We start from the raw sequence: 21148 nt of genomic DNA, 5'->3' as shown, positions 1-21148 counted from the left end.
TTTTTGATCGGCGTATCCTCTGATCAGGCGTGTTGTTTGCGGTACTCACCCGGCGCAATGCCGAACCGTGACTTGAACGCCGTCGAAAAATAACTCGAATCCGAAAACCCCCACGAGTACCCCAGCACCGAAAGCTTTTCCTCCACCCTGGATTGGCGCAGGGATTCAGCACACAAATCCAGCCGTCGGTTCTTGATGTACCGCGCCACCACCAGGCCCTTGCGGGCAAAGATCCGGTACAGCCCGCGCACCGACATCCCCACCTCCCGCGCCAGCCACTCGGGGCACAGCTCTTCGGAGCGAATGTGCTGGTCAATGCACTCCAGCGTCTTGCGGAACACTCGCTCATGGGCGTCGCTGCCCTCGCCCGCCTGGCTGATCGCCGGGCGCAGCAGGTTGATGATCGCCTCCAGCGTCGCCTCGCTTTCCTGCAAGGTCAGGTTGTCTTGCCGGGTGGCCTCCAGAATCAGCTGCCGGGACAGCATCGCCATCGGCGACGTCGCCTCGATCCGGTGCCCGCATTTGACCGGGTTGAAACGCAAGGTCTGCTCCACCAGGTACGACGGCAGGATCAACGACAACTGCCGCGAATTCTCGCTGTAGGTGAAGTCGCTGGGGTGCGCCGCATCGATCAGGGTAATGTCGCCGGCGCGCAACAGCGCCTTGCTGTCACCCTGGGCCATGCCGGCCGTGCCGTCGAGCTGGAACACGGCAAAGTACTTGCCGCCCTCGCCCGCCGCGATTTGGCTGGGGGTACGAAACAAGCGAGCCTGGCAGGCGTCGACAAAGCTGAGTTTCAGCGCGCCGCTCTGGTACTCGCGGATCTGCCCGGAAAAACCATCCCCCAGGATCTGCCCATCGAATGCGCCACAGATCTGATTGATCTGATGGATCCATTGGTCGAATCCATCACAGCGCTGTGCAATTGAAGACATCATGTTCAGGCCTCACGCAGGCTTATTTTTATTCTCTACGCCACATTACTCCACCCGTTCTCCTGAACAGCGTCGCTCCTTATTTCAGGCCTCCGAACCGCCGGTAAAAGCTTTCGCCAACGTCCGGCAACGGGCCGTCGGCAGTTTCCAGCGCGCTGTTCAGCCATTCCTCGGCCTTGGCGTAGATCAACCGGTAAATATTGCGGCACAACTGGCGGGCGGCTCGGCCCTCCCAATCGCCGGGGAGCAATTCATCGGGCAATTGCGGGTCGCGCAGCAGCAGTTTGCGGTACTCATGAATAAGCAGGACCCGTGCCAGGAAACAATCCGCAGGCTGTAGCTGTTCCTGCTCGCGAAGCGCTTGCCAGAGCGGTCGGAACAGTTGGATGAACTCGCTGTAATGGGCCGCCAGCTCCTCGATGTTCCAGCTCTCGCGCACCTGCACCCGCAGGGCCTTGGAGGCCAGTACATCCTGGGCGGTGGTTTCGAAGACGATGGTGTCTTCCTGGGCGCCGAGGTCGAGCAAGGTGGCGTTGACGTCGGCGCGGTCGCTGCGTGGGCAGGCCAGCACGGTCGGGGCAATCGCACCAAAACCTTGCCACTCCAGCTCTTCACGCACTTGTTTGCGCTTGTCCTGGGTCAACTGCGTGAGCATCACCAGGCACCACGAGCCATCCCATGCCGGCACGCTGGAGCTGTAGACCCGCTTGAAGGCCTTGTCGAAACGCCGACGCCCGGCACCGGTCAGGCTGTAGTAGCTGCGGCGCCCGACTTTTTCGGCGGTCAGCCAGCCTTCCTTGGTCAGGCGGAAGATCGAGGTGCGGATCAGCCGTTCATTGATGCCGATGGGTTCGAGCAACTGGATCAGGCTGCCCAGCCACACCGTCCCGCCGTGGGGTTCGATGGCGTCCCCGTACAAGGTGATGATCAAGGAACTGGCGCGAATCGGCGTCTGCTCCTGGAAGCGGGTAATCAGTTGGTTCAGGGGTGTCAGTGACGACATGGGCGTACCGAGGCAAAAAGAGAAAATATACCGTTTTTAGCGGCGTCGGGATGCAGGCGATTCATCTGCCCTTGGGCCGCAGGCCGCTGTCGCTGATGCGTGGGCGATCAGCTTCCGGTGCGCTAAGGGGTGCGCATTCCTGCATCTGCTCCAGGCAACGCTGAGCCAGGCGCTGGTATTCACGGGTGCCGGTTTGTTTCCAGTGCACCTCTTCATCACTGAGGCTGCGCTTGACGCTGGCCGGCGCGCCCATCACCAACGACTGCTCAGGGCACTCGAAACCGGCTTTGACGAACGCCGCCGCCGAGACGAATGAGCGAGCGCCGATACGGGCGTTGTCCATCACCACCGCATTCATGCCCACCAGCGCATCGGTGCCGATCCGGCAACCGTGCAGCACGGCGCCGTGGCCGATATGGCCGTTGCGCTCGACCACCGTATCGCTGTCCGGGAAGCCGTGCATCACACAGGTGTCCTGCAGGTTGGCGCCTTCTTCGAGGACGATGCGCCCGAAGTCGCCGCGCAAACTCGCCAGCGGCCCTACATAGCAATGGGGGCCGATGATCACGTCGCCGATCAGTACCGCCGAGGGATGGACGTAGGCCGTGGGGTCGACCACCGGGGTGAGGCCGTCGAGGCTGTAGCAAGTCATGGGGATTCCTTTTATGGCGTATTCGCAAAGCGATGCCGATCTTGGCTTATTTTGTATCACATCATTTTTACAAGCACAAAGCTGAAAAAGCGTATCGCTTGAATCATGTGTCGCCGTGGCTTGATACGGTGCCGCTGATAATCGACGTAAAGCTAATAAAATAGGGGATTTATCAGGTATTTACCGACCAGCACAGCGAGCAGTTCATTTTCATCAAACTCAAAACAAGACACACCAAATCAATTTTATCGTTGCATTTATGTATCACGTTAAAGCTATACTCCGGCAAAACCGGCTGACCACGCCGATCCAATAATGAGCCGGCTGACCGCCGAGCGTGCACCGTGAGGGCCTCACGACCATGAACTTCGAACACATCCTGTTTTCCATCGAGGCCGGCGTCGCCCTGCTCAGCCTCAATCGCCCCGACCAGCTCAACAGCTTCAACACGCAGATGCACGGCGAAGTCCAGCAAGCGTTGAAGCAAGTCCAGGAAAACCCCGACGTGCGCGTGCTGCTGCTCACCGGTGAAGGCCGCGGCTTTTGCGCCGGGCAAGACCTCAGCGACCGCAACGTGGCACCCGGCAGCGCGGTGCCGGACCTGGGCGAATCCATCGAGAAGTTCTACAACCCGCTGATCCGCCAACTGCGCGACCTGCCTTTGCCGGTGATCTGCGCGGTCAACGGCGTGGCGGCCGGTGCCGGCGCGAACATCCCGCTGGCCTGCGACCTGGTGCTGGCAGCACGCTCGGCGAACTTCATCCAAGCCTTCTGCAAGATCGGCCTGATCCCCGATTCCGGCGGCACCTGGACCCTGCCGCGCCTGGTGGGCATGGCCCGCGCCAAGGCGCTGGCCCTGCTGGGCAACCGCCTAAGCGCCGAGCAGGCCGAGCAATGGGGCCTGATCTACCGCTGCGTGGACGACGCCGACTTGCGCAACGAAGCCCTGACCCTCGCCCGCCACCTGGCCACGCAACCGACCTACGGCCTGGCGCTGATCAAGCGCAGCCTGAACGCCAGCCTGAGCAACAGCTTTGACCAACAACTGGAGCTGGAGCGCGACCTGCAACGCCTGGCCGGGCGCAGCGAGGATTACCGCGAAGGCGTCGCCGCCTTCATGGAAAAACGCAGCCCAAGCTTCAAGGGCCGCTGAAAGGAGCGCACCACATGACCAACCATGAAGCCATGAACCTGGCCAACCAGTGCGCCCAGGCCATGTTCAGCCGCGATGCCGCCAGCCAGGGCATGGGCATGCGCCTGCTCTCGGTGGCGCCGGGTTGCGCACGACTGGGCATGAGCGTGCGCGCCGACATGATCCAGGGCCACGGCACCTGCCACGGCGGCTACCTGTTTGCGCTGGCGGACTCGGCATTCGCCCTGGCCTGCAACAGCTACAACGACGCCACCGTGGCGCTCGGCTGCAGCATCGACTACATCGCCCCGGCCCACCTGGGCGACACCTTGAGTGCCGATTGTCGCGAGCAAAGCCGCTCGGGTCGCACCGGCAACTACGACGTCCGTATCGAAAACCAACTGGGCCAGCTGATTGCGCTGTTCCATGGCAAATCCTACAAAGTGCGCGGCACGGTGCTGGCGCAGGAGAATCCGAATGAATGACGCCTTGATCATCGACGCAGTCCGCACCCCGATCGGCCGCTACGCCGGCGCCTTGAGCAGCGTGCGCGCCGACGACCTCGGAGCGGTGCCGCTGCGCGAACTGCTGCGCCGCCACCCGCAAGTGGACTGGAGCAGCGTCGACGATGTGATCTACGGCTGCGCCAACCAGGCCGGCGAAGACAACCGCAACGTGGCGCGCATGTCGGCGCTGCTGGCCGGGCTGCCGGTGAGCGTGCCGGGCACCACCCTCAACCGTTTGTGCGGCTCGGGGCTGGACGCCATCGGCAGCGCGGCCCGGGCGATTCGCTGTGGCGAGGCCGGCTTGATGCTGGTGGGCGGCGTGGAATCGATGTCCCGGGCACCGCTGGTAATGGGCAAGGCCGAACAGGCGTTTTCCCGCGATGCGCAGCTATACGACACCACCATTGGCTGGCGCTTCGTCAACCCGCTGATGAAAAAGGCCTACGGGATCGACTCGATGCCGGAGACCGCTGAAAACGTCGCCGAGCAGTTCAATATCTCCCGTGCCGACCAGGACGCGTTTGCCCTGCGCAGCCAGCAACGTGCAGCCGCCGCCCAGGCCAGCGGGCGCCTGGCCAGGGAAATCGTCGCGGTGGAAATCCCCCAGCGCAAAGGCCCGGCCAAGGTGGTGGAACACGACGAACACCCCCGCGGCGACACCACCCTTGAACAACTGCAGAAACTCGGCACGCCATTCCGCGAGGGTGGCAGCATCACCGCCGGCAATGCATCCGGGGTCAACGACGGCGCCTGCGCCCTGCTGCTGGCCAGCGCGGAAGTTGCCAAGCGTCACGGCCTGGTCGCCCGCGGCCGGGTGGTGGCGATGGCCACCGCCGGCGTGGAACCGCGCATCATGGGCATCGGCCCGGTGCCGGCGACCCGCAAGGTGCTGGAACTGGCCAACCTGAGCCTGGCGGACATGGACGTGATCGAGCTCAACGAAGCCTTCGCCGCCCAGGGCCTGGCGGTACTGCGCGAGCTGGGCCTGGGGGACAACGACCCACGGGTGAACCCCAACGGCGGCGCCATCGCCCTCGGCCATCCGCTGGGGATGAGCGGCGCACGGCTGGTAACCACCGCCCTGCATGAACTGGAAGATCGTGGCGGCCGCTACGCCCTGTGCACCATGTGCATCGGCGTGGGCCAAGGCATCGCGCTGATCATCGAGCGCCTGTCCGACTAAAGATTCGCGATTCCCGGGGAGCCTAGCGGTATCCTTGGGGCATGCACTCAAAGCCCACGGTGTGCGGTGGGCTGATACACAAAAATAATTCGAGTGAACTCATGAACATGCCTATTCCAAACGCCGTGCTTAACCCTGTGCTGGACCCGCTGGAAACCGCCAGCGTCGACGAACTGCGCGCCCATCAACTGGAGCGCCTGCGCTGGAGCCTGCGCCACGCCTACCAGAATGTGCCGCTGTACCGTCAGCGCTTCGACGCGCTGGGGGTGCACCCGGATGACATCAAGTCCCTGGACGACCTGGCCAGGTTCCCGTTCACCACCAAGGGCGACCTGCGGGACAGTTACCCCTACGGCATGTTTGCCGTGCCGATGAACGAGGTGGTGCGCCTGCACGCTTCCAGCGGCACCACCGGCAAGCCGACGGTGGTGGGTTACACCCAGAACGACATCGACACCTGGGCCAACGTGGTGGCCCGCTCGATCCGCGCGGCCGGTGGGCGACGTGGCGACAAGGTGCATATTTCCTATGGCTACGGGCTGTTCACCGGCGGCCTTGGTGCCCACTACGGCGCGGAACGCCTGGGTTGTACGGTGATTCCGATGTCCGGCGGGCAGACGGAAAAACAGGTGCAACTGATCAAGGATTTCCAGCCGGACATCATCATGGTCACGCCCTCGTACATGCTGAACATTGCCGATGAAATCGAGCGCCAGGGCATTGATCCACAGAAGCTGGCGTTGCGACTGGGGATCTTTGGGGCCGAGCCGTGGACTGCCGAGCTGCGCAGTGCAATCGAGGCGCGACTGGGGATTACGGCGCTGGATATTTATGGGCTGTCGGAAATCATGGGGCCCGGGGTGGCCATGGAGTGTGCGGAAACCAAGGATGGCCCGACCATTTGGGAGGATCACTTCTACCCGGAGATCATCGACCCGGTGACGGGTGAGGTGCTGCCGGACGGGCAGATGGGAGAACTGGTGTTTACCTCCTTGAGCAAGGAGGCGCTGCCGATGATTCGCTACCGCACCCGGGATTTGACGCGGTTGCTGCCGGGGACTGCGCGGCCGATGCGGCGGATCGACAAGATCACCGGGCGCAGTGATGACATGCTGATCATTCGCGGGGTTAATGTGTTTCCCACGCAGATCGAGGAGCAGGTGCTTAAAATAAAACAGCTTTCAGAGTGTTATGAGATACATCTGTATCGTAATGGCAACCTGGACAGTGTGGATGTGCATGTGGAGCTCAAGGCTGAGCATCAGCACCTCAATGATGAACAACAGAAAGCCGTTTCCAGCGAACTGAGCAGGCACATCAAGACGTATATCGGGATCAGCTCGCGCATCGTTTTGCAGCCGCTGCATTCGATCAAGCGGTCTGAGGGCAAGGCTTGCCATGTGATGGATCGTCGCCCTAAGGCATGACTGCTGCACCTTTTTGGCCCCGCATTTGCGGGGCTTTTTTTTGCTCGTTTTTTGGGGTGGGGGTAGAGCACCAGCAAAATCAAAGGCGCACACGGTTCAAATGTGGGAGCGGGCCTGCTCGCGAAGGTCGTTAACGATGACGCGGGCATCCTGATTCAACGCGGCGCACTCAGGTTCTTCGCGAGCAAGCCCGCTCCCACATAAAGCGGCCCTGTTTTTTGCCTACTGGCCCTGCTTACCACGATGACCGGGAACCCTATGCCGCCGTTACCGTAGCGACAGATATCTGCTCCCTTCCCGCAAAGCGATACAAAATCAAATAACGACACCATATTTTGTGTTTGATATTAATTTCCGTATCGCTTATAAAGTCCTCCATGCCTACGACAAAACACAAGGCGGGAGACCCCCCATGTACGCACAGCTTGTAGAAACCGGAGTAAAGCGCATCAAGGACCTCTCCGAGATGTCCGACCAGGAACGCGCTTTCCAGGAAAAAATCGACGCCGAAATCAAGATCGAAGCCAAGAACTGGATGCCCGACGCCTACCGTCAAACCCTGATCCGCCAGATCTCCCAACACGCCCACTCGGAAATCGTCGGCATGCTGCCCGAGGGCAACTGGGTCACCCGCGCCCCCACCCTCAAACGCAAGCTGCAACTGATGGCCAAGATCCAGGACGAAGCCGGCCACGGCCTGTACCTCTACAGCGCCATGGAAACCCTGGGCGCCGACCGCGACGAAGAAATCGCCAAGCTCCACAGCGGCAAGGCCAAGTACTCCAGCATCTTCAACTACCCCACCCTGAACTGGGCCGACATGGGCGCAGTAGGCTGGCTGGTAGACGGCGCCGCCATCGTCAACCAGGTGGTACTGCAGCGCACCTCCTACGGCCCCTACTCCCGGGCCATGGTGCGCATCTGCAAGGAAGAAAGCTTTCACCAGCGCCAGGGCTACGAACTGCTGCTGACCATGATGCGCCAGGGCACCCAGGCGCAAAAAGACATGGTCCAGGACGCGATCAACCGCCTCTGGTGGCCATCGCTGATGATGTTCGGCCCCAGCGACGAACACTCGCCCAACAGCGCCCAATCCATGGCCTGGAAAATCAAGCGCCAGAGCAACGACGAACTGCGCCAGCGCTTCATCGACCAGACCATCCCGCAGCTGGAGCTGCTGGGCTGCACCTGCCCCGACCCGGACCTGAAGTGGAACGCCGAACGCGGCCATTACGATTTCGGCGAGATCCAGTGGAGCGAGTTCTACGAAGTGCTCAAGGGCAACGGCCCGTGCAACCAGGAACGCGTCGCCACCCGCCGCAAGGCGATTGAAGACGGTGCCTGGGTACGCGAAGCCGCCGTCGCCCACGCCCGTAAAAAACAGAACAAGAACGCCGCCTGATCGGCCACCTGATGTGGAGTCACCGTTATGTCTGAATGGACCCTGTTTGAAGTCTTCGTGCGCAGCAAGCACGGCCTGAATCACAAGCATGTGGGCAGCGTGCATGCCGCCGACACCACCATGGCCATCGAAAACGCCCGGGAGCTGTACACCCGCCGCAGTGAAGGCGTGAGCCTGTGGGTAGTGCCTTCCGCGCTGATCACCGCCTCGTCGCCGGACGAGAAAGACCCGCTGTTCGACCCGGCCGATGACAAGGTCTACCGCCACGCCAGCTTCTACGAGTTGCCGGCCGAAGTCGGGCATATGTGAGGTCGACCATGAACCCTGAAACCGATCTGATCGAATACCTGCTGCGCCTCGGCGACAGCGCCCTGATCCAGGGCCAGCGCCTGTGCCAGTGGTGCGGCCATGCGCCGGCGCTGGAAGAAGAACTGGCGCTGATGAACGTCGGCCTCGACCTGGTGGGCCAGGCTCGCAACTGGCTGGAATACGCCGCCGAGCTGCTGGACGACGGGCGCGACGCCGATCACCTGGCCTTCCGCCGGGATGAGCGGGCCTATCGCAACCTGCTGCTGGTGGAACAACCCAATGGCGACTACGCGGTGACCATCCTCAAGCAATTCCTGTATGACGCCTGGCACTTGCCGGTGTTGAGCGGCCTGGCCCAATCCAGCGACGAACGCATCGCCGGCATCGCGGCCAAGGCGGTGAAGGAAGTCACCTATCACCTGCGCCGCTCCGGCGAGTGGGTGGAGCGCCTCGGGGACGGCACCGAGGAAAGCCATAAACGCATGCTCGCGGCGATCCCCGAGCTGTGGCGGTTCACCGTGGAACTGACCGGCGCCGACGACAGTGAACAGCGCCTGCACGCCGCCGGCATTACGCCGGACGCCGCTCAGGTTGCCGCAGCGTGGCAAACCCAGGTCAGCGAAATCTTTACCAGCGCCACCCTGCCCCTGCCGCCTGCTGCGAGCTATTTCTACCTGGATGCACGCCGCGGTTTGCACAGCGAGCACCTGGGAATTTTGTTGGCGGAAATGCAGTTTTTGCCCCGAGCGTACCCCGATGCAACCTGGTGAGCTGATCGCCAGCGACCAGGGCGCACGCCCGGCGCAACCCACCGACCTGGCTGCCGCGTGGGCCACCCTGGCGCAGGTCATGGACCCGGAAGTGCCGGTGGTGAGCGTGGTCGACCTGGGCATAGTGCGCGACCTGGACTGGCAGGCCGGCCACTTGCATGTGGTGGTCACGCCGACCTACTCCGGCTGCCCCGCCACCGAAGTGATCGAGGGCGATATCCGCGATGCATTGGAGCTGGCAGGTTTCCGCGCCCCGCAACTGGAACGCAAGCTGACCCCGGCCTGGACCACCGACTGGATCACCAGCAGCGGCCGCGAACGCCTGCGGGCCTACGGCATCGCACCGCCCCAAGGCAGTAGCAGCAAACGCAGCCTGCTGGGAGAAAGCCCGGTGATTGCTTGCCCGCAATGCGGCAGCACCCACACCGAAGTGCTCAGCGAATTCGGCTCCACCGCCTGCAAGGCGCTGCACCGCTGCCGCGATTGCCTGGAACCGTTCGACTATTTCAAGTGCATCTGAGGGGCCAGCGGCCCGCTTGGTTGGAGAACAACAATGAGCAAATTTCACAGCCTGACCATCAAGGATGTGCGCAACGAGACCCGTGACGCGGTGTCCATCGCCTTCGAGATTCCGCAGCACCTGCAAGATAGCTTCCACTTCACCCAGGGCCAGCACCTGGTGATGCGCACCCAGCTGGATGGCGAGGAAGTGCGCCGTTCCTATTCGATCTGCACCGGGGTCAATGACGGCGAACTGCGCATCGCCATCAAGCGCGTGGCCGGTGGACGGTTCTCCGCCTTTGCCAATGAGCAGCTCAAGGCCGGGCACAGCCTGGAAGTGATGCCGCCCGCCGGGCATTTTCATGTGGACCTTGATCCGGCTCGCCACGGCCATTACCTGGCAGTGGCGGCCGGCAGCGGTATCACGCCGATCCTGTCGATCATCAAGACCACCCTGCAAACCGAGCCCCATAGTCGCGTGACGCTGCTGTACGGCAACCGTTCCAGCTCCGGCGCGCTGTTTCGCGAACAGCTCGAAGACCTGAAGAACCGCTACCTGCAGCGCCTGAACCTGATCTTCGTGTTCAGCCGCGAGCAGCAGGATGTCGACCTCTACAACGGCCGCATCAATGCCGAGAAGTGCGAGCAACTGTTCTCCCGCTGGCTCGACGTAAAAGCCCTCGACGCGGCCTTTATCTGCGGCCCGCAGGAGATGACCGAGACCGTGCGCGACAGCCTCAAGGCCAAGGGCATGGCGCCGGAGCGCATCCATTTCGAACTGTTCGCCGCCGCCGGCAGCCAGCACAAGCGCGAGGCCCGCGAAGCGGCGCGGCAAGTGGATGCGGCGGTCAGCCAGATCACGGTGATCAGCGATGGCCGCGCCCTCGCCTTCGACCTGCCCCGCAACACTCAGAGCATCCTCGACGCGGGCAATGCCCAGGGCGCCGAGCTGCCGTATTCGTGCAAGGCCGGCGTGTGCTCCACCTGCAAATGCAAAGTCATCGAAGGCGAAGTGGAGATGGACAGCAACCACGCCCTCGAAGACTACGAAGTGGCCGCCGGCTATGTGCTGTCGTGCCAGGCATTCCCGGTCAGCGACAAGGTGGTACTGGATTTCGATCAGCTTTAAGGACACACCGCTCCCCTGTAGGAGCGAGCTTGCTCGCGAAGATCGTTAACGATGACGCGGGTAGCCTGAATCAACGCGGCGCCCTCAGGTTTTTCGCGAGCAAGCTCGCTCCTACAGGACGCAGGTTTAACCACAACAACAATAAAAAGGAGCACACCACCATGACCCCCGACGATATCGAGCGCATCCGTCGACATCCCGATTTCATCCAGTTGGTACGCCGCAAACAGAACCTGTACTGGTCGCTGTCGCTGATCATGCTGGTGATCTATTTCGGGTTTGTGCTGTTGGTGGCGTTCTCCCCGGCTACCCTCGGGCAGTCGTTGAGCGGCGGCGTGACCACCGTGGGCATGCTGGTGGGTGTGGTGATTGTGCTGCTGGCGTTCGCGCTGACCGGCTTTTATGTGTACCGCGCCAACCACGTGATCGACCCGCTGAACGACAAGCTCAAGCAGGAGTGCACAGCATGAGCCGGCTGGTAGCGTGGTTTCTCCTGCCGCTGGCATTGGCCACGGACCTTGCAGTCGCCGCCGACGGCGCATCCCGTCCACTGAACTGGAACGCCATCGGCATGTTCCTGGTGTTCGTGCTGTTCACCCTCGGCGTGACTCGCTGGGCCGCCCTGCGCACCCGTTCCGCCAGCGACTTCTACACCGCCGGCGGCGGCATGAGCGGCTTCCAGAATGGCCTGGCGATTGCCGGCGACATGATCTCGGCGGCGTCATTCCTCGGCATCTCGGCGATGATGTTCCTCAACGGTTATGACGGCCTGCTCTACGCCCTGGGCGTGTTGGCCGGCTGGCCGATCATCCTGTTCCTGATCGCCGAGCGCCTGCGCAACCTGGGCAAGTATACGTTTGCCGATGTGGTGTCCTACCGCCTGGAGCAGACCCCGGTGCGCCTGACCTCGGCCTTCGGCACCCTGACCGTGGCGCTGATGTACCTGGTGGCGCAGATGGTGGGCGCCGGCAAGCTGATCGAGCTGCTGTTCGGCATCGACTACCTGTACGCGGTGATGCTGGTGGGCGTGCTGATGGTGTTCTACGTGACCTTCGGCGGCATGCTCGCCACCACCTGGGTGCAGATCATCAAGGCGGTGATGTTGCTGTTCGGCACCACCTTCATGGCATTCATGGTGCTCAAGCACTTTGGTTTCAGCACCGAGGCGATGTTCGCCGGGGCCACCGCCGTGCATGCCAAGGGCAGCGCGATCATGGCGCCGGGCGGCTTGCTGTCGAACCCGATCGATGCGATTTCCCTGGGGCTGGGCATGATGTTCGGCACCGCCGGGTTGCCGCATATCCTGATGCGCTTCTTTACCGTCAGCGACGCCAAGGAAGCGCGCAAGAGCGTGTTCTACGCCACCGGTTTCATTGGCTACTTCTACCTGCTGCTGATCATCGTCGGCTTCGGCGCCATCGTCATGGTGGGTACTGACCCAAGCTTCCGGGATGCCAACGGCGCGATCATCGGCGGCGGCAACATGATCGCCGTGCACCTGGCACAGGCCGTGGGCGGCAACCTGTTCCTCGGGTTCATTTCGGCGGTGGCCTTCGCGACCATCCTGGCCGTGGTCGCCGGGCTGGCGTTGTCCGGCGCGTCGGCGGTGTCCCACGACCTGTATGCCTGCGTGATCCGCAAGGGCCAGGCCAGCGAGCAGCAGGAAATCCGCGTGTCGCGCATCGCCACGCTGTGCATCGGCGTGCTGGCGATCATCCTCGGCCTGCTGTTTGAGTCGCAGAACATCGCGTTCCTGTCCGGCCTGGTACTGGCAATCGCCGCCTCGGTGAATTTCCCGGTGCTGTTCCTCTCGATGTACTGGAAGGGCCTGACCACCCGTGGCGCGGTGACCGGCAGCCTGGCGGGACTGGTCTCGGCCATCGTGCTGCTGGTGCTGAGCCCGGCGGTGTGGGTCAACGTACTGCATTACGACAAGGCGCTGTTCCCCTATTCCAACCCTGCCCTGTTTTCCATGAGCCTGGCGTTTTTCAGCGCCTGGGTCTTTTCCGTCACCGACCGCTCGCCCCGCGCTGCCGTTGAACGCGGGCGTTACCTGGCGCAGTTCATTCGCTCCATGACCGGCATTGGTGCCGCAGGCGCCAGCAAACACTAACTCTCATTTTCCAACCCGGAGGAATCGTGATGTCTCACGCCCCTACCCTGCAAAGTTTTATCGCTGGCCGCTGGATCGGCCAACACGGCGCCCAGGTGCTGCGCAGCGCCATTGACGGCCACGAGCTGGCACGCACTCACGAGGAGCGCCCGGACTTCGCCGAAGCCATCGAACACGGGCGCCGCCAGGGTGTCAGCGGGCTGATGGCCCTGGATTTCCAGCAGCGGGCCCAGCGCCTCAAGGCCATCGCGCTGTACCTGAGCGAGCGCAAGGAACAGCTCTACGCCCTCTCCCACCACAGCGGCGCGACCCGTGCCGACAGCTGGATCGATATCGAAGGCGGCAACAGCACGCTGTTCACCTACGCCAGCCTGGGCTCGCGGGAGTTGCCGTCGGGCAATATCGTCCACGAAGGCCCGGCGATGCAGCTGAGCAAGCTCGGCAGCTTTGCCGGCACCCATATCCTGGTGCCTCGTGGCGGCCTGGTGGTGCACATCAACGCGTTCAACTTCCCGATCTGGGGCATGCTGGAAAAATTCGCCCCGAGTTTCCTGGCGGGCATGCCATGCATCGTCAAGCCGGCCAGCGCCACCAGCTACCTGACCGAAGCCGTGGTGCGCCTGATGGACGAATCCGGCCTGCTGCCACCCGGCAGCCTGCAACTGGTGATCGGCAGCACCGGCGACCTGCTCGACCGCCTGCAAGGCCAGGACGTGGTGACCTTCACCGGCTCCGCCGACACCGCCGCCAAGCTGCGGGTCAACCCGAACCTGATCCGCAACTCGGTGCCGTTCAACGCCGAGGCCGACTCGCTGAACTGCGCGATCCTCGCCCCGGACGTAAGCCCGGACGACGAAGAGTTCGAGCTGTTCATCAAGGAAGTCGCCCGGGAAATGACCACCAAGGCCGGGCAGAAATGCACCGCCATTCGCCGCGCCATCGTGCCGGCCAAACATATCGACGCCGTCGCCACCCGCCTGCGGGACCGCCTGAAAAAAGTCGTGGTGGGCGACCCGTCGGTGGAAGGCGTGCGCATGGGCGCACTGGCCTCCCACGACCAGCAGAAAGACGTGGCCGAACGCCTGGAAAGCCTGCTGCAGAGCAGCGATATGCTGTTCGGCGCCCGCGACGGCTTTGAACCCCGCGGTGAAAACGTCAGCCAGGGCGCGTTCTTCGCCCCGACCCTGCTGCAAGCCCGCGACCCGCATGCGGAAGGCGGCGCCCACGACATCGAGGCCTTCGGCCCGGTCAGCACGCTGATGGCCTACGACGACCTCGACGAAGCCCTGGCCCTGGCCGCACGCGGCAAAGGCAGCCTCGTCGCGAGCCTGATCACCAAAGACCCGCAGATCGCTGCCAAAGCCATCCCGGTGGCTGCTGCGTGGCACGGCCGCCTGCTGGTACTCGACCGCGAATCCGCCGCCGAATCCACCGGCCACGGCTCGCCCCTGCCGCAACTCAAGCACGGCGGCCCGGGCCGCGCCGGTGGCGGCGAAGAACTCGGCGGCTTGCGCGCCGTGAAACACTACCTGCAACGCGCAGCGGTACAGGGCTCACCGACCATGCTGGCGGCGGTCACCGGCGAGTACGTACGCGGCGCCAAGGTCATCGAGACCGAAGTGCACCCGTTCCGCCGCTTCTTCCAGGACCTGCAGATTGGCGAATCGCTGCTGACCCACCGCCGCACCGTCACCGAGGCCGACCTGGTGAACTTCGGCTGCCTGTCGGGCGATCACTTCTACATGCACTTCGATGACATCGCCGCCAAGGAATCGCAATTCGGCAAACGCATTGCCCATGGTTACTTTGTGCTGTCGGCGGCGGCCGGGCTGTTTGTGTCCCCGGCACCGGGGCCGGTGCTGGCGAACTACGGGCTGGACACCCTGCGGTTTATCAACCCGGTGGGCATTGGCGACACCATCCAGGCGCGGCTGACCTGCAAGCGCAAGATCGACCAGGGCAAGAAGAGCCCCCAGGGCATTCCGCAAGGCGTGGTGGCGTGGGATGTGGAGGTGACCAACCAGTTGGGTGAGCTGGTGGCCAGTTATGACATCTTGACGTTGGTGGTCAAACGCGAGGAGTGAGTGCTGAGACCAATGTGGGAGCTGTCGAGCCCCAGCGAGGCTGCGATGGGATCACCGCGCCGTACCTGCCAGACCGCGGCGCCTGCATCGCAGCCTCGCTGGGGCTCGACAGCTCCCACAGTTGATCTCAGTTGATCAGGAGCGTGTGTTCGTATCCCGTGACGCCCTGCGTCACCACTGAACAGATTGATTTTTCATTCCGCACGACACACCTTAGCGAATCGTTTTTCTAAAAGGTGACGCCCGCAGTGTCCGATTTTCCGACTCTCAAAACCGAACGCCTGACCCTCAGAGAGCTTACACAGGAGGATGCGGTGGGGTTGTTTGCGATTCATAGCGACGCTGAAGCAATGAAGTGGTTCGGTGCCGACCCAATCACCGAGCCTCATCAAGCGGAGCAACTGATCGAGCTGTTTGCCAGTTGGCGCACCTCACCCAATCCGGGGATTCGCTGGGGGATTGAGGACATAGCCACGGCAGCGCTGATCGGCACCTGTGGTTTCTTCAAATGGAATCGTGCGTGGCGCAGTTGCGCCATCGGGTTTGAGATGGCGCAATCGGCACAGGGACAGGGGCTCATGAAGGAGGCGGTTTACGCCGCCCTTCGATGGGCGTTCCAGCACATGGAACTCAACAGGATCGAGGCGCTGGTTCATCCTGACAACGCTCGGTCACTGAACCTGCTTGAGAAAGCCGGGTTCGTGCGTGAAGGAACGTTGAGGCAGGCGGGTTACTGGAACGCAGCTCATCAAGACCTGGTTCAGCTTTCGCTGCTGCGTGGGGAGTGTGAGTACCTTTAGTGTCAGCGCGCGGTCCGGCGGTAAACCAGCGTATCGCGTACGCCGAAGTACTCGCAGCGCCGCGCGCCTTGAAGGGTTTCCACCCATTCAAACCCCGTTGCCTCAGCCAGTCGTTGACTGGATATGTTCGCCGAAGAAGTGGTCAGGCGCAGTGTGTGCCCGCTCAACTGCGAAACCAGAGCGGTCAATGCCTCCCTCATCAGCCCATGACCGGCGTGTGCCTGATTGCCCCAATAGCCAACTTCGTAGCTGTGAATCTCATCGGCCAGCGGCAGCAGGCCGATACAGCCCACCAATGCCTGGGGCTCGTCGCGAGATAACAGGAAATACCGTTTCTCCCCGACAGGCGCATCGAAGTCTTTTGCCGCGCGCTGCAGGCTTTCCTGCGTGTCCTCCCGCGTCCAGTGCGGCTTGCTCCATACGAGAAACCGGCGGTGCAGTGCGTAGCTGGCGTTCAAGGCATCGGCGAGTTTTTCAGCGAGCGCCACATCAGGCGCAACCAGGGTCATCCGGTCAGTTTGCAGGGTTGTGGGCAGCGGCGCCTGCTGTTCAATGGTTTGCACCCACACGAATCCTTCGTCTTCACTGGGTGGCTCGAGCATGCTGAACACGCTTTTCAGCGCGTCCTCCGGCACCTTTTTGTCAGCATTGCGTTGGGCATTTCGCGCCAGCGCCAGCTCCAGCGGTGCGCTCACCAGGATGCCGATCACCGGGACTGCATAGTCCCTCGCGATGGACAGCAGCTCCTGCCGATGACGCCGCGCCGGCAAAGCAGCATCGAAGACGATTGCGCCGTGCCCCAATCGCTCAAGGTTTTCCGCCACCCAGCGAGACTTGCCCGCCCCCTGCACGCCCATGACCACGTACACATGAGTGCCCTTTGCCGCCTGTGACAGCTCGTGCCTCAACCGCGCATACGCGAGCTGCCATGCCTGTCGATTTCGTTCAGGCGTGAATTCCCTGCCGAACTCGGTTTCCAGATAGTCGTCAGGGTTGATCACCAAGGGCAAGTCCATCGACCGATCCTCCATCAAAAAGGCACGTCGCCCAAAATCGTCGCGCGGTGCATCACCCGCCTTTGCGGTCGGTAATCATCAATCGCGTAATGCTGGGTAATGCGGTTATCCCAGAACGCTACATCATTCGCCTTCCATCGCCAACGCACGGTGAATTCCGGACGGCTCACGTGGCTGAACAATAACCGCAACAACGCATCACTTTCCGCCGCCTCAAGCTCATTGATCCGCGTGGTAAAGCCTTCATTCACAAACAACGCCTTGCGCCCGGTGGCAGGATGCGTCCTGACCACCGGGTGTGACAGCGGCGGGTGATCCTTCCGGGCTTTTTCGTAGCGCGCCAATGCTTCGGGCGTGCTGCCGAAGCGCTCGGTGGGAAATGATTTGGTCAATTCGTGGGTGGCGGTCAGGCCGTCGAGCAGTTGCCTGACGGGGGCCGATAACCCTTCAAACGCAGCCACGCCATTGGCCCACAACGTATCCCCGCCGAACGCAGGCACTTGCCTGGCCGCCAACACAGAGCCCATCGCCGGTGCGGCGAGGAAGGTCACATCGGTGTGCCAGATGGCGTTGTCGCGGACATCGGTCACGGCGGTGTCGATCAGCAGCAGTTCCGGGTGCCGGTCAACGTGCGGGTAAATCGGATGCCGGTGCAAATCACCAAACCGCGCGGCAAATGCCACGTGCTGCCCGGGGGTAATGGCCTGGTTACGGAAGAACAACACCTGGTGCTGCAGCAGTGCTTGCTCCACCCAGTCGTGTTGTTGATCCGTCAGAGGCAGGGCCATATCCAGCCCCTCAACCTCCGCGCCGATGGTAGGGCCAAGGGGATGAAGCGTCAGGCCCATGATTATTCTCCGATGAACTTGTCGCTGACGAAGGCGGAATAGTCAGGCAGGACCTTTTCGATTTTTCCCTGCTCTTTCAGAAATTCGGCGGTCTTGCCGATTTCCCTGGCGGTGCCACCGGCGAGGTATTGCGCGCTTTTTTGTTCGGCGGCCGTCGGGAACGACGAGCCTTCGAGCAGCTCGGGAATGTCCGCAGCGTTGGCGCCTGTGAGTCGGGCGATGCTCTTCACGGGGGCAGAATCAGCGGTCCAGTCTTTTTTATGCGCGGCGTAATCGGCAATCGCCGCCAGGCTGACCCTGGCAAAATCGGCAACGACCTTCGGATTCTTTTCAGCGAAATCCTTGCGCGCTACCCACACCTCAAAGGTCGGGGCGCCCCAGTTGGAAACTTCGGCAGCATCCGTGAGGATCTTGCCGGTCTTACGGATTTCACCCAGGGCAGGCGACCAGGTAAACGCCCCGTCGATATCGCCGCGGGCCCAGGCGGCGGTGATTTGTGCCGGTGTCAGGTTGACGATGTTGACTTTGCGCGGGTCCAGGTTCCAGTGCTTCAGCGCGCCCAGCAGGCTGTAATGGGAGGTCGACACAAAGGGCACGGCAATGGTTTTGCCGATCAGGTCATCAGGGGTCTTGATCCCGCTGCCGTCGCGAACCACCAGGGCCTCGGAACTGCGAATCTGCGCGCTGACAATGAACGCCACCAGCGGCATGTTTCGCGAAGCCGCCGCAGCCAACGGGCTGGAACCCAGGTTGCCGATCTGCACATCACCGGAAGCCATGGCGGCCAGGACGGCCGGGCCCGCGTCGAATTTGCGCCAATCGATCTTCTGGCCGATACCTTTTTCATATTCACCATCGGCGATGGCGCGTTTGATCGGGTCGATGCCGTTGATGTAGCCGATGGTGAGGTCAGCGGATTGAGCGCTTAGGGAGAGGACAGCGAGGCCCACGGCCGAGAGGAGGTTGCGGGCCAGTTTCAGCGTGTTCATTTTTATAGATTCCTGAGCGGATAAGACTTGAACAGCGCGGACTCCGGCTCTCCAAGGGTCAACTCAGTTAGATGATATTGATCTATAAAAAATAAAATAAATAATTTTATGGAATTAGCTTAGAGCTTCTGCAGGAGCGACCAAGCTCGCTCCTGCAGGGTCATGTCACTCTTGAACATCCATGAACTCTTTGGCCCAGCTCACGTAGGTGTCGGGGAACGTGTAGGTGTGGGTCAGTTCGCTGGCGGTCAGGTTTGACGTGCTGCGCGTGAGGTTGCGCTGTTCGCGAAGGCTGTCGTAGGTGGCCTTGATCGAGGCGAAGTACGCGCCGTGCCCGGCAACCACGATCCGCACACCCAATTTGGCCAGGCGTTCGTTGTCATTGAGATGCGGGTTGGCGTAGGTCACCAGCATCAACGGCACCGTCAGGCCTTCGGCGATCTGTTCAAGGTGCTCGAAGTCACGGACACCCACCATGCAGATGCCGTCTGCGCCAGCCTCTTGATACGCCTTGGTGCGATGGATAACGTCTTCCACCGGCAATACGGCGGCGTTGGTCCGGGCGATGATCGAAAGCTGCGGATCGACCCGGGCCTCCAGGGCCGCCTTGACCTTGCCCACGCCCTCTTCCGTGCTGATGAGGTCGGTGGATTTGCGCCCGAACTGCGCGGGCAGCAGGGTATCTTCAATGGTCAGCGCCGAGACGCCAGCACGCTCCAGTTCCTGGACGGTGCGCATCACGTTCAGTGCATTTCCGTAGCCGTGGTCGGCGTCGGCGATCACCGGAAGCTGCGCCACCCGGCCGATGCGGGTGGCCTGCTCGACGAACTCACTCAGGGTAATCAGCGCGAAGTCCGGTGCAGCCAGGACCTGTAATGACGCCACCGAGCCTCCCAGGATGCCGACTTCGAAGCCCAGGTCTGCAGCGATCCTGGCGGACATCGGGTCGAACACCGAGGCGGTGTGAAAGCAGTGTTGGGAGGCCAGCAGCTCGCGAAACGAGCGCCGTAGATCCTGGTGGGAAATTTTCGACATGTTCACTCCTCACTGTCGCCGTATACGCGGGAACGACCAGTGCCAATTCAAAAGTAAGGCTAGCGTATCACGCCGGAAAAAGATGGTTGATGACGTTTGAGAAACTTATACATCACGCTTGGCGGGGGGAAGCCCGCCGCCATTACTTCAACCGTCCCGCCTCACCCAGCCAGGTTGACGCGCCCTGGTGCAACCATTCGGTGGCGGCGGGATTGTGTTTGACCCGGCTATCCAGGAACGCCACACCCATGGCCTGAATCGCGGCCACCTGCTTGGGGTCCGGCGCCGGTTCGCCCGCCATCGGGCCGCCGCCGCCAGGTTTGGCGCCGTGCTTGTGCCCTCGACCCTTGGGTGCGTCGCCAGACGAAGCACTGCCCTTGTCGGCCTTTTTCGCCGGCCGGCTGAACAGCTCGCTCCCGGACAAGGTCTTGTGCGTCGCACTGTTCAACTCCAGCTGAACACTGCCCGCCGCTGTCACCGACTCGCCCAACACCTCTCGCTGACGGTAAGAGCTGACCCAGTTGAACGGGTCTTCATCCTGCTGGCCGGTCATCGACAGCACGGGCGCCGTTATCCGGGCGAACACGTCCGGCCGGGCATCGGCGTCCACATAAGGGCTGAGCAGCAACACCGCCTTGGGTTGAAGCCCGACACCCGGGGTGGCCCCGGGCTCCAACGCCCCGGCGAGTGCCTCAGCGGTCTGCGCGCCAAAATCAAAGCCGGCCACCACCACCTGGTTCCAGTCGATGGCCGCCAGTTGCGCGTCGCCTTTGGCGGCCCGTGCCCGAACTTCGCTCAGGACTTTCTGCAAGGTCGACAGCCTGTCACGCAGGGCGGCGGCGGAGTAATGACTGCTCGCCATCCCGCGAAAGTCGCCATATAACGCCTGCTGCGAGGCAAAGATCGACTGATCATGGGCGGGTTCCTGAACCGACAACACCGCATAACCGGCCTGCGCCCAAGCCTTGCGCCACGCCACCCCGCCCGAGGCCGGCTCACCCAAACCCGGCAAGTAGATAATCAGCGGCAGGCGCTCATGGGTCACCGGTGCCAGCCACGCAACGTTCACCGATTGCTTGTCGAGCTGCCAGGTCGCGCCCCAGCCGGACGTTTCATAATGGGAAGGTTGATACGCGGTGCTCAGTTCCTTGTTGACCCGCTCGCTGAATTCGGCCCGCGGGTTTGGCGGATCGCCCGCACACCCCGCAATCAATCCCAGGCTGCCCACCAGGGCGCTCACCGCCAGCCAGTACCGAGGTTGAAGGTTCATTCGATTCACACCGCCGTTCAGTTCAAGGTAACTGGCAGCCTAAC

Annotated in this window: 21 protein-coding genes; 13 read left to right on the top strand and 8 right to left on the bottom strand. The window is 62.4% G+C overall.

The window, feature by feature from the left end; translation table 11 throughout:
* Positions 1-23 precede the first annotated feature (23 nt).
* From feaR to paaY, 3 genes are all read right to left on the bottom strand, one after another.
* Positions 24-938, bottom strand: a complete 915-nt coding sequence (feaR, locus tag ACIOMR_RS04535) for a transcriptional regulator FeaR (RefSeq protein WP_003208881.1) — start codon at positions 936-938, stop codon at positions 24-26.
* 76 nt (positions 939-1014) lie between these two features.
* On the bottom strand, positions 1015-1938 hold the full coding sequence (gene paaX / locus ACIOMR_RS04530) for a phenylacetic acid degradation operon negative regulatory protein PaaX (RefSeq protein WP_003208883.1): 924 nt from the start codon (positions 1936-1938) through the stop codon (positions 1015-1017).
* A gap of 61 nt (positions 1939-1999) precedes the next feature.
* Positions 2000-2590 (bottom strand): phenylacetic acid degradation protein PaaY, encoded by a 591-nt coding sequence (gene paaY / locus ACIOMR_RS04525; protein ID WP_003208885.1) that lies wholly within the window; start codon positions 2588-2590, stop codon positions 2000-2002.
* A 361-nt stretch (positions 2591-2951) separates the two neighbouring features.
* Between paaY and paaG the strand changes: the two genes are divergently transcribed.
* The 13 genes from paaG (at position 2952) to ACIOMR_RS04460 (ending at position 15946) form a co-directional block, all read left to right on the top strand.
* Positions 2952-3743: a 2-(1,2-epoxy-1,2-dihydrophenyl)acetyl-CoA isomerase PaaG gene (gene paaG, locus ACIOMR_RS04520; protein ID WP_177123309.1), complete on the top strand. Its 792-nt coding sequence runs from the start codon at positions 2952-2954 to the stop codon at positions 3741-3743.
* Positions 3744-3757: 14 nt separating this feature from the next.
* The gene (paaI, locus tag ACIOMR_RS04515) at positions 3758-4207 is read left to right on the top strand and encodes a hydroxyphenylacetyl-CoA thioesterase PaaI (RefSeq protein WP_008431049.1); all 450 of its coding nucleotides are present in this window, start codon (positions 3758-3760) and stop codon (positions 4205-4207) included.
* Entirely contained in the window at positions 4200-5411 is a 1212-nt protein-coding gene (pcaF, locus tag ACIOMR_RS04510; protein WP_401192473.1) for a 3-oxoadipyl-CoA thiolase, read from the top strand. The genes paaI and pcaF overlap by 8 nt, the downstream gene beginning before the upstream one ends.
* A gap of 101 nt (positions 5412-5512) precedes the next feature.
* Positions 5513-6838: a phenylacetate--CoA ligase PaaK gene (gene paaK / locus ACIOMR_RS04505; protein ID WP_102368711.1), complete on the top strand. Its 1326-nt coding sequence runs from the start codon at positions 5513-5515 to the stop codon at positions 6836-6838.
* Between the two features lie 412 nt (positions 6839-7250).
* On the top strand, positions 7251-8240 hold the full coding sequence (gene paaA, locus ACIOMR_RS04500; RefSeq protein WP_003208897.1) for a 1,2-phenylacetyl-CoA epoxidase subunit PaaA: 990 nt from the start codon (positions 7251-7253) through the stop codon (positions 8238-8240).
* Positions 8241-8267: 27 nt separating this feature from the next.
* Positions 8268-8549 carry a 1,2-phenylacetyl-CoA epoxidase subunit PaaB gene (gene paaB, locus ACIOMR_RS04495; protein WP_003208899.1) on the top strand — a complete coding sequence of 94 codons (282 nt, stop codon included), beginning with the start codon at positions 8268-8270 and terminating at the stop codon, positions 8547-8549.
* A gap of 8 nt (positions 8550-8557) precedes the next feature.
* The gene (gene paaC, locus ACIOMR_RS04490) at positions 8558-9319 is read left to right on the top strand and encodes a 1,2-phenylacetyl-CoA epoxidase subunit PaaC (protein ID WP_003208901.1); all 762 of its coding nucleotides are present in this window, start codon (positions 8558-8560) and stop codon (positions 9317-9319) included.
* On the top strand, positions 9306-9839 hold the full coding sequence (paaD, locus tag ACIOMR_RS04485; RefSeq protein ID WP_003208903.1) for a 1,2-phenylacetyl-CoA epoxidase subunit PaaD: 534 nt from the start codon (positions 9306-9308) through the stop codon (positions 9837-9839). Before paaC ends, paaD begins: the two co-directional genes overlap by 14 nt.
* A gap of 33 nt (positions 9840-9872) precedes the next feature.
* Positions 9873-10949 (top strand): 1,2-phenylacetyl-CoA epoxidase subunit PaaE, encoded by a 1077-nt coding sequence (gene paaE, locus ACIOMR_RS04480; protein ID WP_003208905.1) that lies wholly within the window; start codon positions 9873-9875, stop codon positions 10947-10949.
* 161 nt (positions 10950-11110) lie between these two features.
* A complete protein-coding gene (locus tag ACIOMR_RS04475) occupies positions 11111-11419 on the top strand; it encodes a DUF485 domain-containing protein (protein WP_003208907.1) in 309 nt (102 codons plus the stop codon).
* Entirely contained in the window at positions 11416-13062 is a 1647-nt protein-coding gene (locus ACIOMR_RS04470; RefSeq protein ID WP_003208909.1) for a cation acetate symporter, read from the top strand. The genes ACIOMR_RS04475 and ACIOMR_RS04470 overlap by 4 nt, the downstream gene beginning before the upstream one ends.
* Before the next feature lie 29 nt (positions 13063-13091).
* Positions 13092-15146: a phenylacetic acid degradation bifunctional protein PaaZ gene (gene paaZ, locus ACIOMR_RS04465; protein WP_003208911.1), complete on the top strand. Its 2055-nt coding sequence runs from the start codon at positions 13092-13094 to the stop codon at positions 15144-15146.
* Between the two features lie 248 nt (positions 15147-15394).
* Positions 15395-15946 (top strand): GNAT family N-acetyltransferase, encoded by a 552-nt coding sequence (locus ACIOMR_RS04460; protein ID WP_102604583.1) that lies wholly within the window; start codon positions 15395-15397, stop codon positions 15944-15946.
* A gap of 2 nt (positions 15947-15948) precedes the next feature.
* Here the strand turns inward: ACIOMR_RS04460 and ACIOMR_RS04455 are convergent, their stop codons facing one another.
* The 5 genes from ACIOMR_RS04455 to ACIOMR_RS04435 all read right to left on the bottom strand — a co-directional run bounded on the left by ACIOMR_RS04455 (position 15949) and on the right by ACIOMR_RS04435 (position 21104).
* Positions 15949-16962, bottom strand: a complete 1014-nt coding sequence (locus ACIOMR_RS04455; RefSeq protein WP_003208915.1) for a GNAT family N-acetyltransferase — start codon at positions 16960-16962, stop codon at positions 15949-15951.
* Positions 16963-16976: 14 nt separating this feature from the next.
* Positions 16977-17810 (bottom strand): taurine dioxygenase, encoded by an 834-nt coding sequence (gene tauD, locus ACIOMR_RS04450; protein ID WP_087694292.1) that lies wholly within the window; start codon positions 17808-17810, stop codon positions 16977-16979.
* 2 nt (positions 17811-17812) lie between these two features.
* Entirely contained in the window at positions 17813-18799 is a 987-nt protein-coding gene (gene tauA / locus ACIOMR_RS04445) for a taurine ABC transporter substrate-binding protein (RefSeq protein WP_003208919.1), read from the bottom strand.
* Positions 18800-18964: 165 nt separating this feature from the next.
* Positions 18965-19834, bottom strand: a complete 870-nt coding sequence (locus tag ACIOMR_RS04440; RefSeq protein ID WP_177067944.1) for an oxaloacetate decarboxylase — start codon at positions 19832-19834, stop codon at positions 18965-18967.
* Between the two features lie 142 nt (positions 19835-19976).
* A complete protein-coding gene (locus ACIOMR_RS04435) occupies positions 19977-21104 on the bottom strand; it encodes an alpha/beta hydrolase family protein (RefSeq protein ID WP_401192462.1) in 1128 nt (375 codons plus the stop codon).
* Positions 21105-21148 lie beyond the last annotated feature (44 nt).

Origin of the sequence: Pseudomonas sp. NPDC087814, assembly GCF_044742865.1 — a bacterium.
In the GTDB taxonomy this organism is placed as follows: Bacteria; Pseudomonadota; Gammaproteobacteria; order Pseudomonadales; family Pseudomonadaceae; genus Aquipseudomonas.
This window is presented reverse-complemented; position numbering and strand designations above follow the sequence as displayed.

Bases quoted from the DNA above. Each gene is read 5' to 3' on its own strand.
- feaR (WP_003208881.1), bottom strand. From the start codon at position 938: ATGATGTCTTCAATTGCACAGCGCTGTGATGGATTCGACCAATGGATC.
- paaX (WP_003208883.1), bottom strand. From the start codon at position 1,938: ATGTCGTCACTGACACCCCTGAACCAACTGATTACCCGCTTCCAGGAG.
- paaY (WP_003208885.1), bottom strand. From the start codon at position 2,590: ATGACTTGCTACAGCCTCGACGGCCTCACCCCGGTGGTCGACCCCACG.
- paaG (WP_177123309.1), top strand. From the start codon at position 2,952: ATGAACTTCGAACACATCCTGTTTTCCATCGAGGCCGGCGTCGCCCTG.
- paaI (WP_008431049.1), top strand. From the start codon at position 3,758: ATGACCAACCATGAAGCCATGAACCTGGCCAACCAGTGCGCCCAGGCC.
- pcaF (WP_401192473.1), top strand. From the start codon at position 4,200: ATGAATGACGCCTTGATCATCGACGCAGTCCGCACCCCGATCGGCCGC.
- paaK (WP_102368711.1), top strand. From the start codon at position 5,513: ATGAACATGCCTATTCCAAACGCCGTGCTTAACCCTGTGCTGGACCCG.
- paaA (WP_003208897.1), top strand. From the start codon at position 7,251: ATGTACGCACAGCTTGTAGAAACCGGAGTAAAGCGCATCAAGGACCTC.
- paaB (WP_003208899.1), top strand. From the start codon at position 8,268: ATGTCTGAATGGACCCTGTTTGAAGTCTTCGTGCGCAGCAAGCACGGC.
- paaC (WP_003208901.1), top strand. From the start codon at position 8,558: ATGAACCCTGAAACCGATCTGATCGAATACCTGCTGCGCCTCGGCGAC.
- paaD (WP_003208903.1), top strand. From the start codon at position 9,306: ATGCAACCTGGTGAGCTGATCGCCAGCGACCAGGGCGCACGCCCGGCG.
- paaE (WP_003208905.1), top strand. From the start codon at position 9,873: ATGAGCAAATTTCACAGCCTGACCATCAAGGATGTGCGCAACGAGACC.
- ACIOMR_RS04475 (WP_003208907.1), top strand. From the start codon at position 11,111: ATGACCCCCGACGATATCGAGCGCATCCGTCGACATCCCGATTTCATC.
- ACIOMR_RS04470 (WP_003208909.1), top strand. From the start codon at position 11,416: ATGAGCCGGCTGGTAGCGTGGTTTCTCCTGCCGCTGGCATTGGCCACG.
- paaZ (WP_003208911.1), top strand. From the start codon at position 13,092: ATGTCTCACGCCCCTACCCTGCAAAGTTTTATCGCTGGCCGCTGGATC.
- ACIOMR_RS04455 (WP_003208915.1), bottom strand. From the start codon at position 16,962: ATGGACTTGCCCTTGGTGATCAACCCTGACGACTATCTGGAAACCGAG.
- tauD (WP_087694292.1), bottom strand. From the start codon at position 17,810: ATGGGCCTGACGCTTCATCCCCTTGGCCCTACCATCGGCGCGGAGGTT.
- tauA (WP_003208919.1), bottom strand. From the start codon at position 18,799: ATGAACACGCTGAAACTGGCCCGCAACCTCCTCTCGGCCGTGGGCCTC.
- ACIOMR_RS04440 (WP_177067944.1), bottom strand. From the start codon at position 19,834: ATGTCGAAAATTTCCCACCAGGATCTACGGCGCTCGTTTCGCGAGCTG.
- ACIOMR_RS04435 (WP_401192462.1), bottom strand. From the start codon at position 21,104: ATGAACCTTCAACCTCGGTACTGGCTGGCGGTGAGCGCCCTGGTGGGC.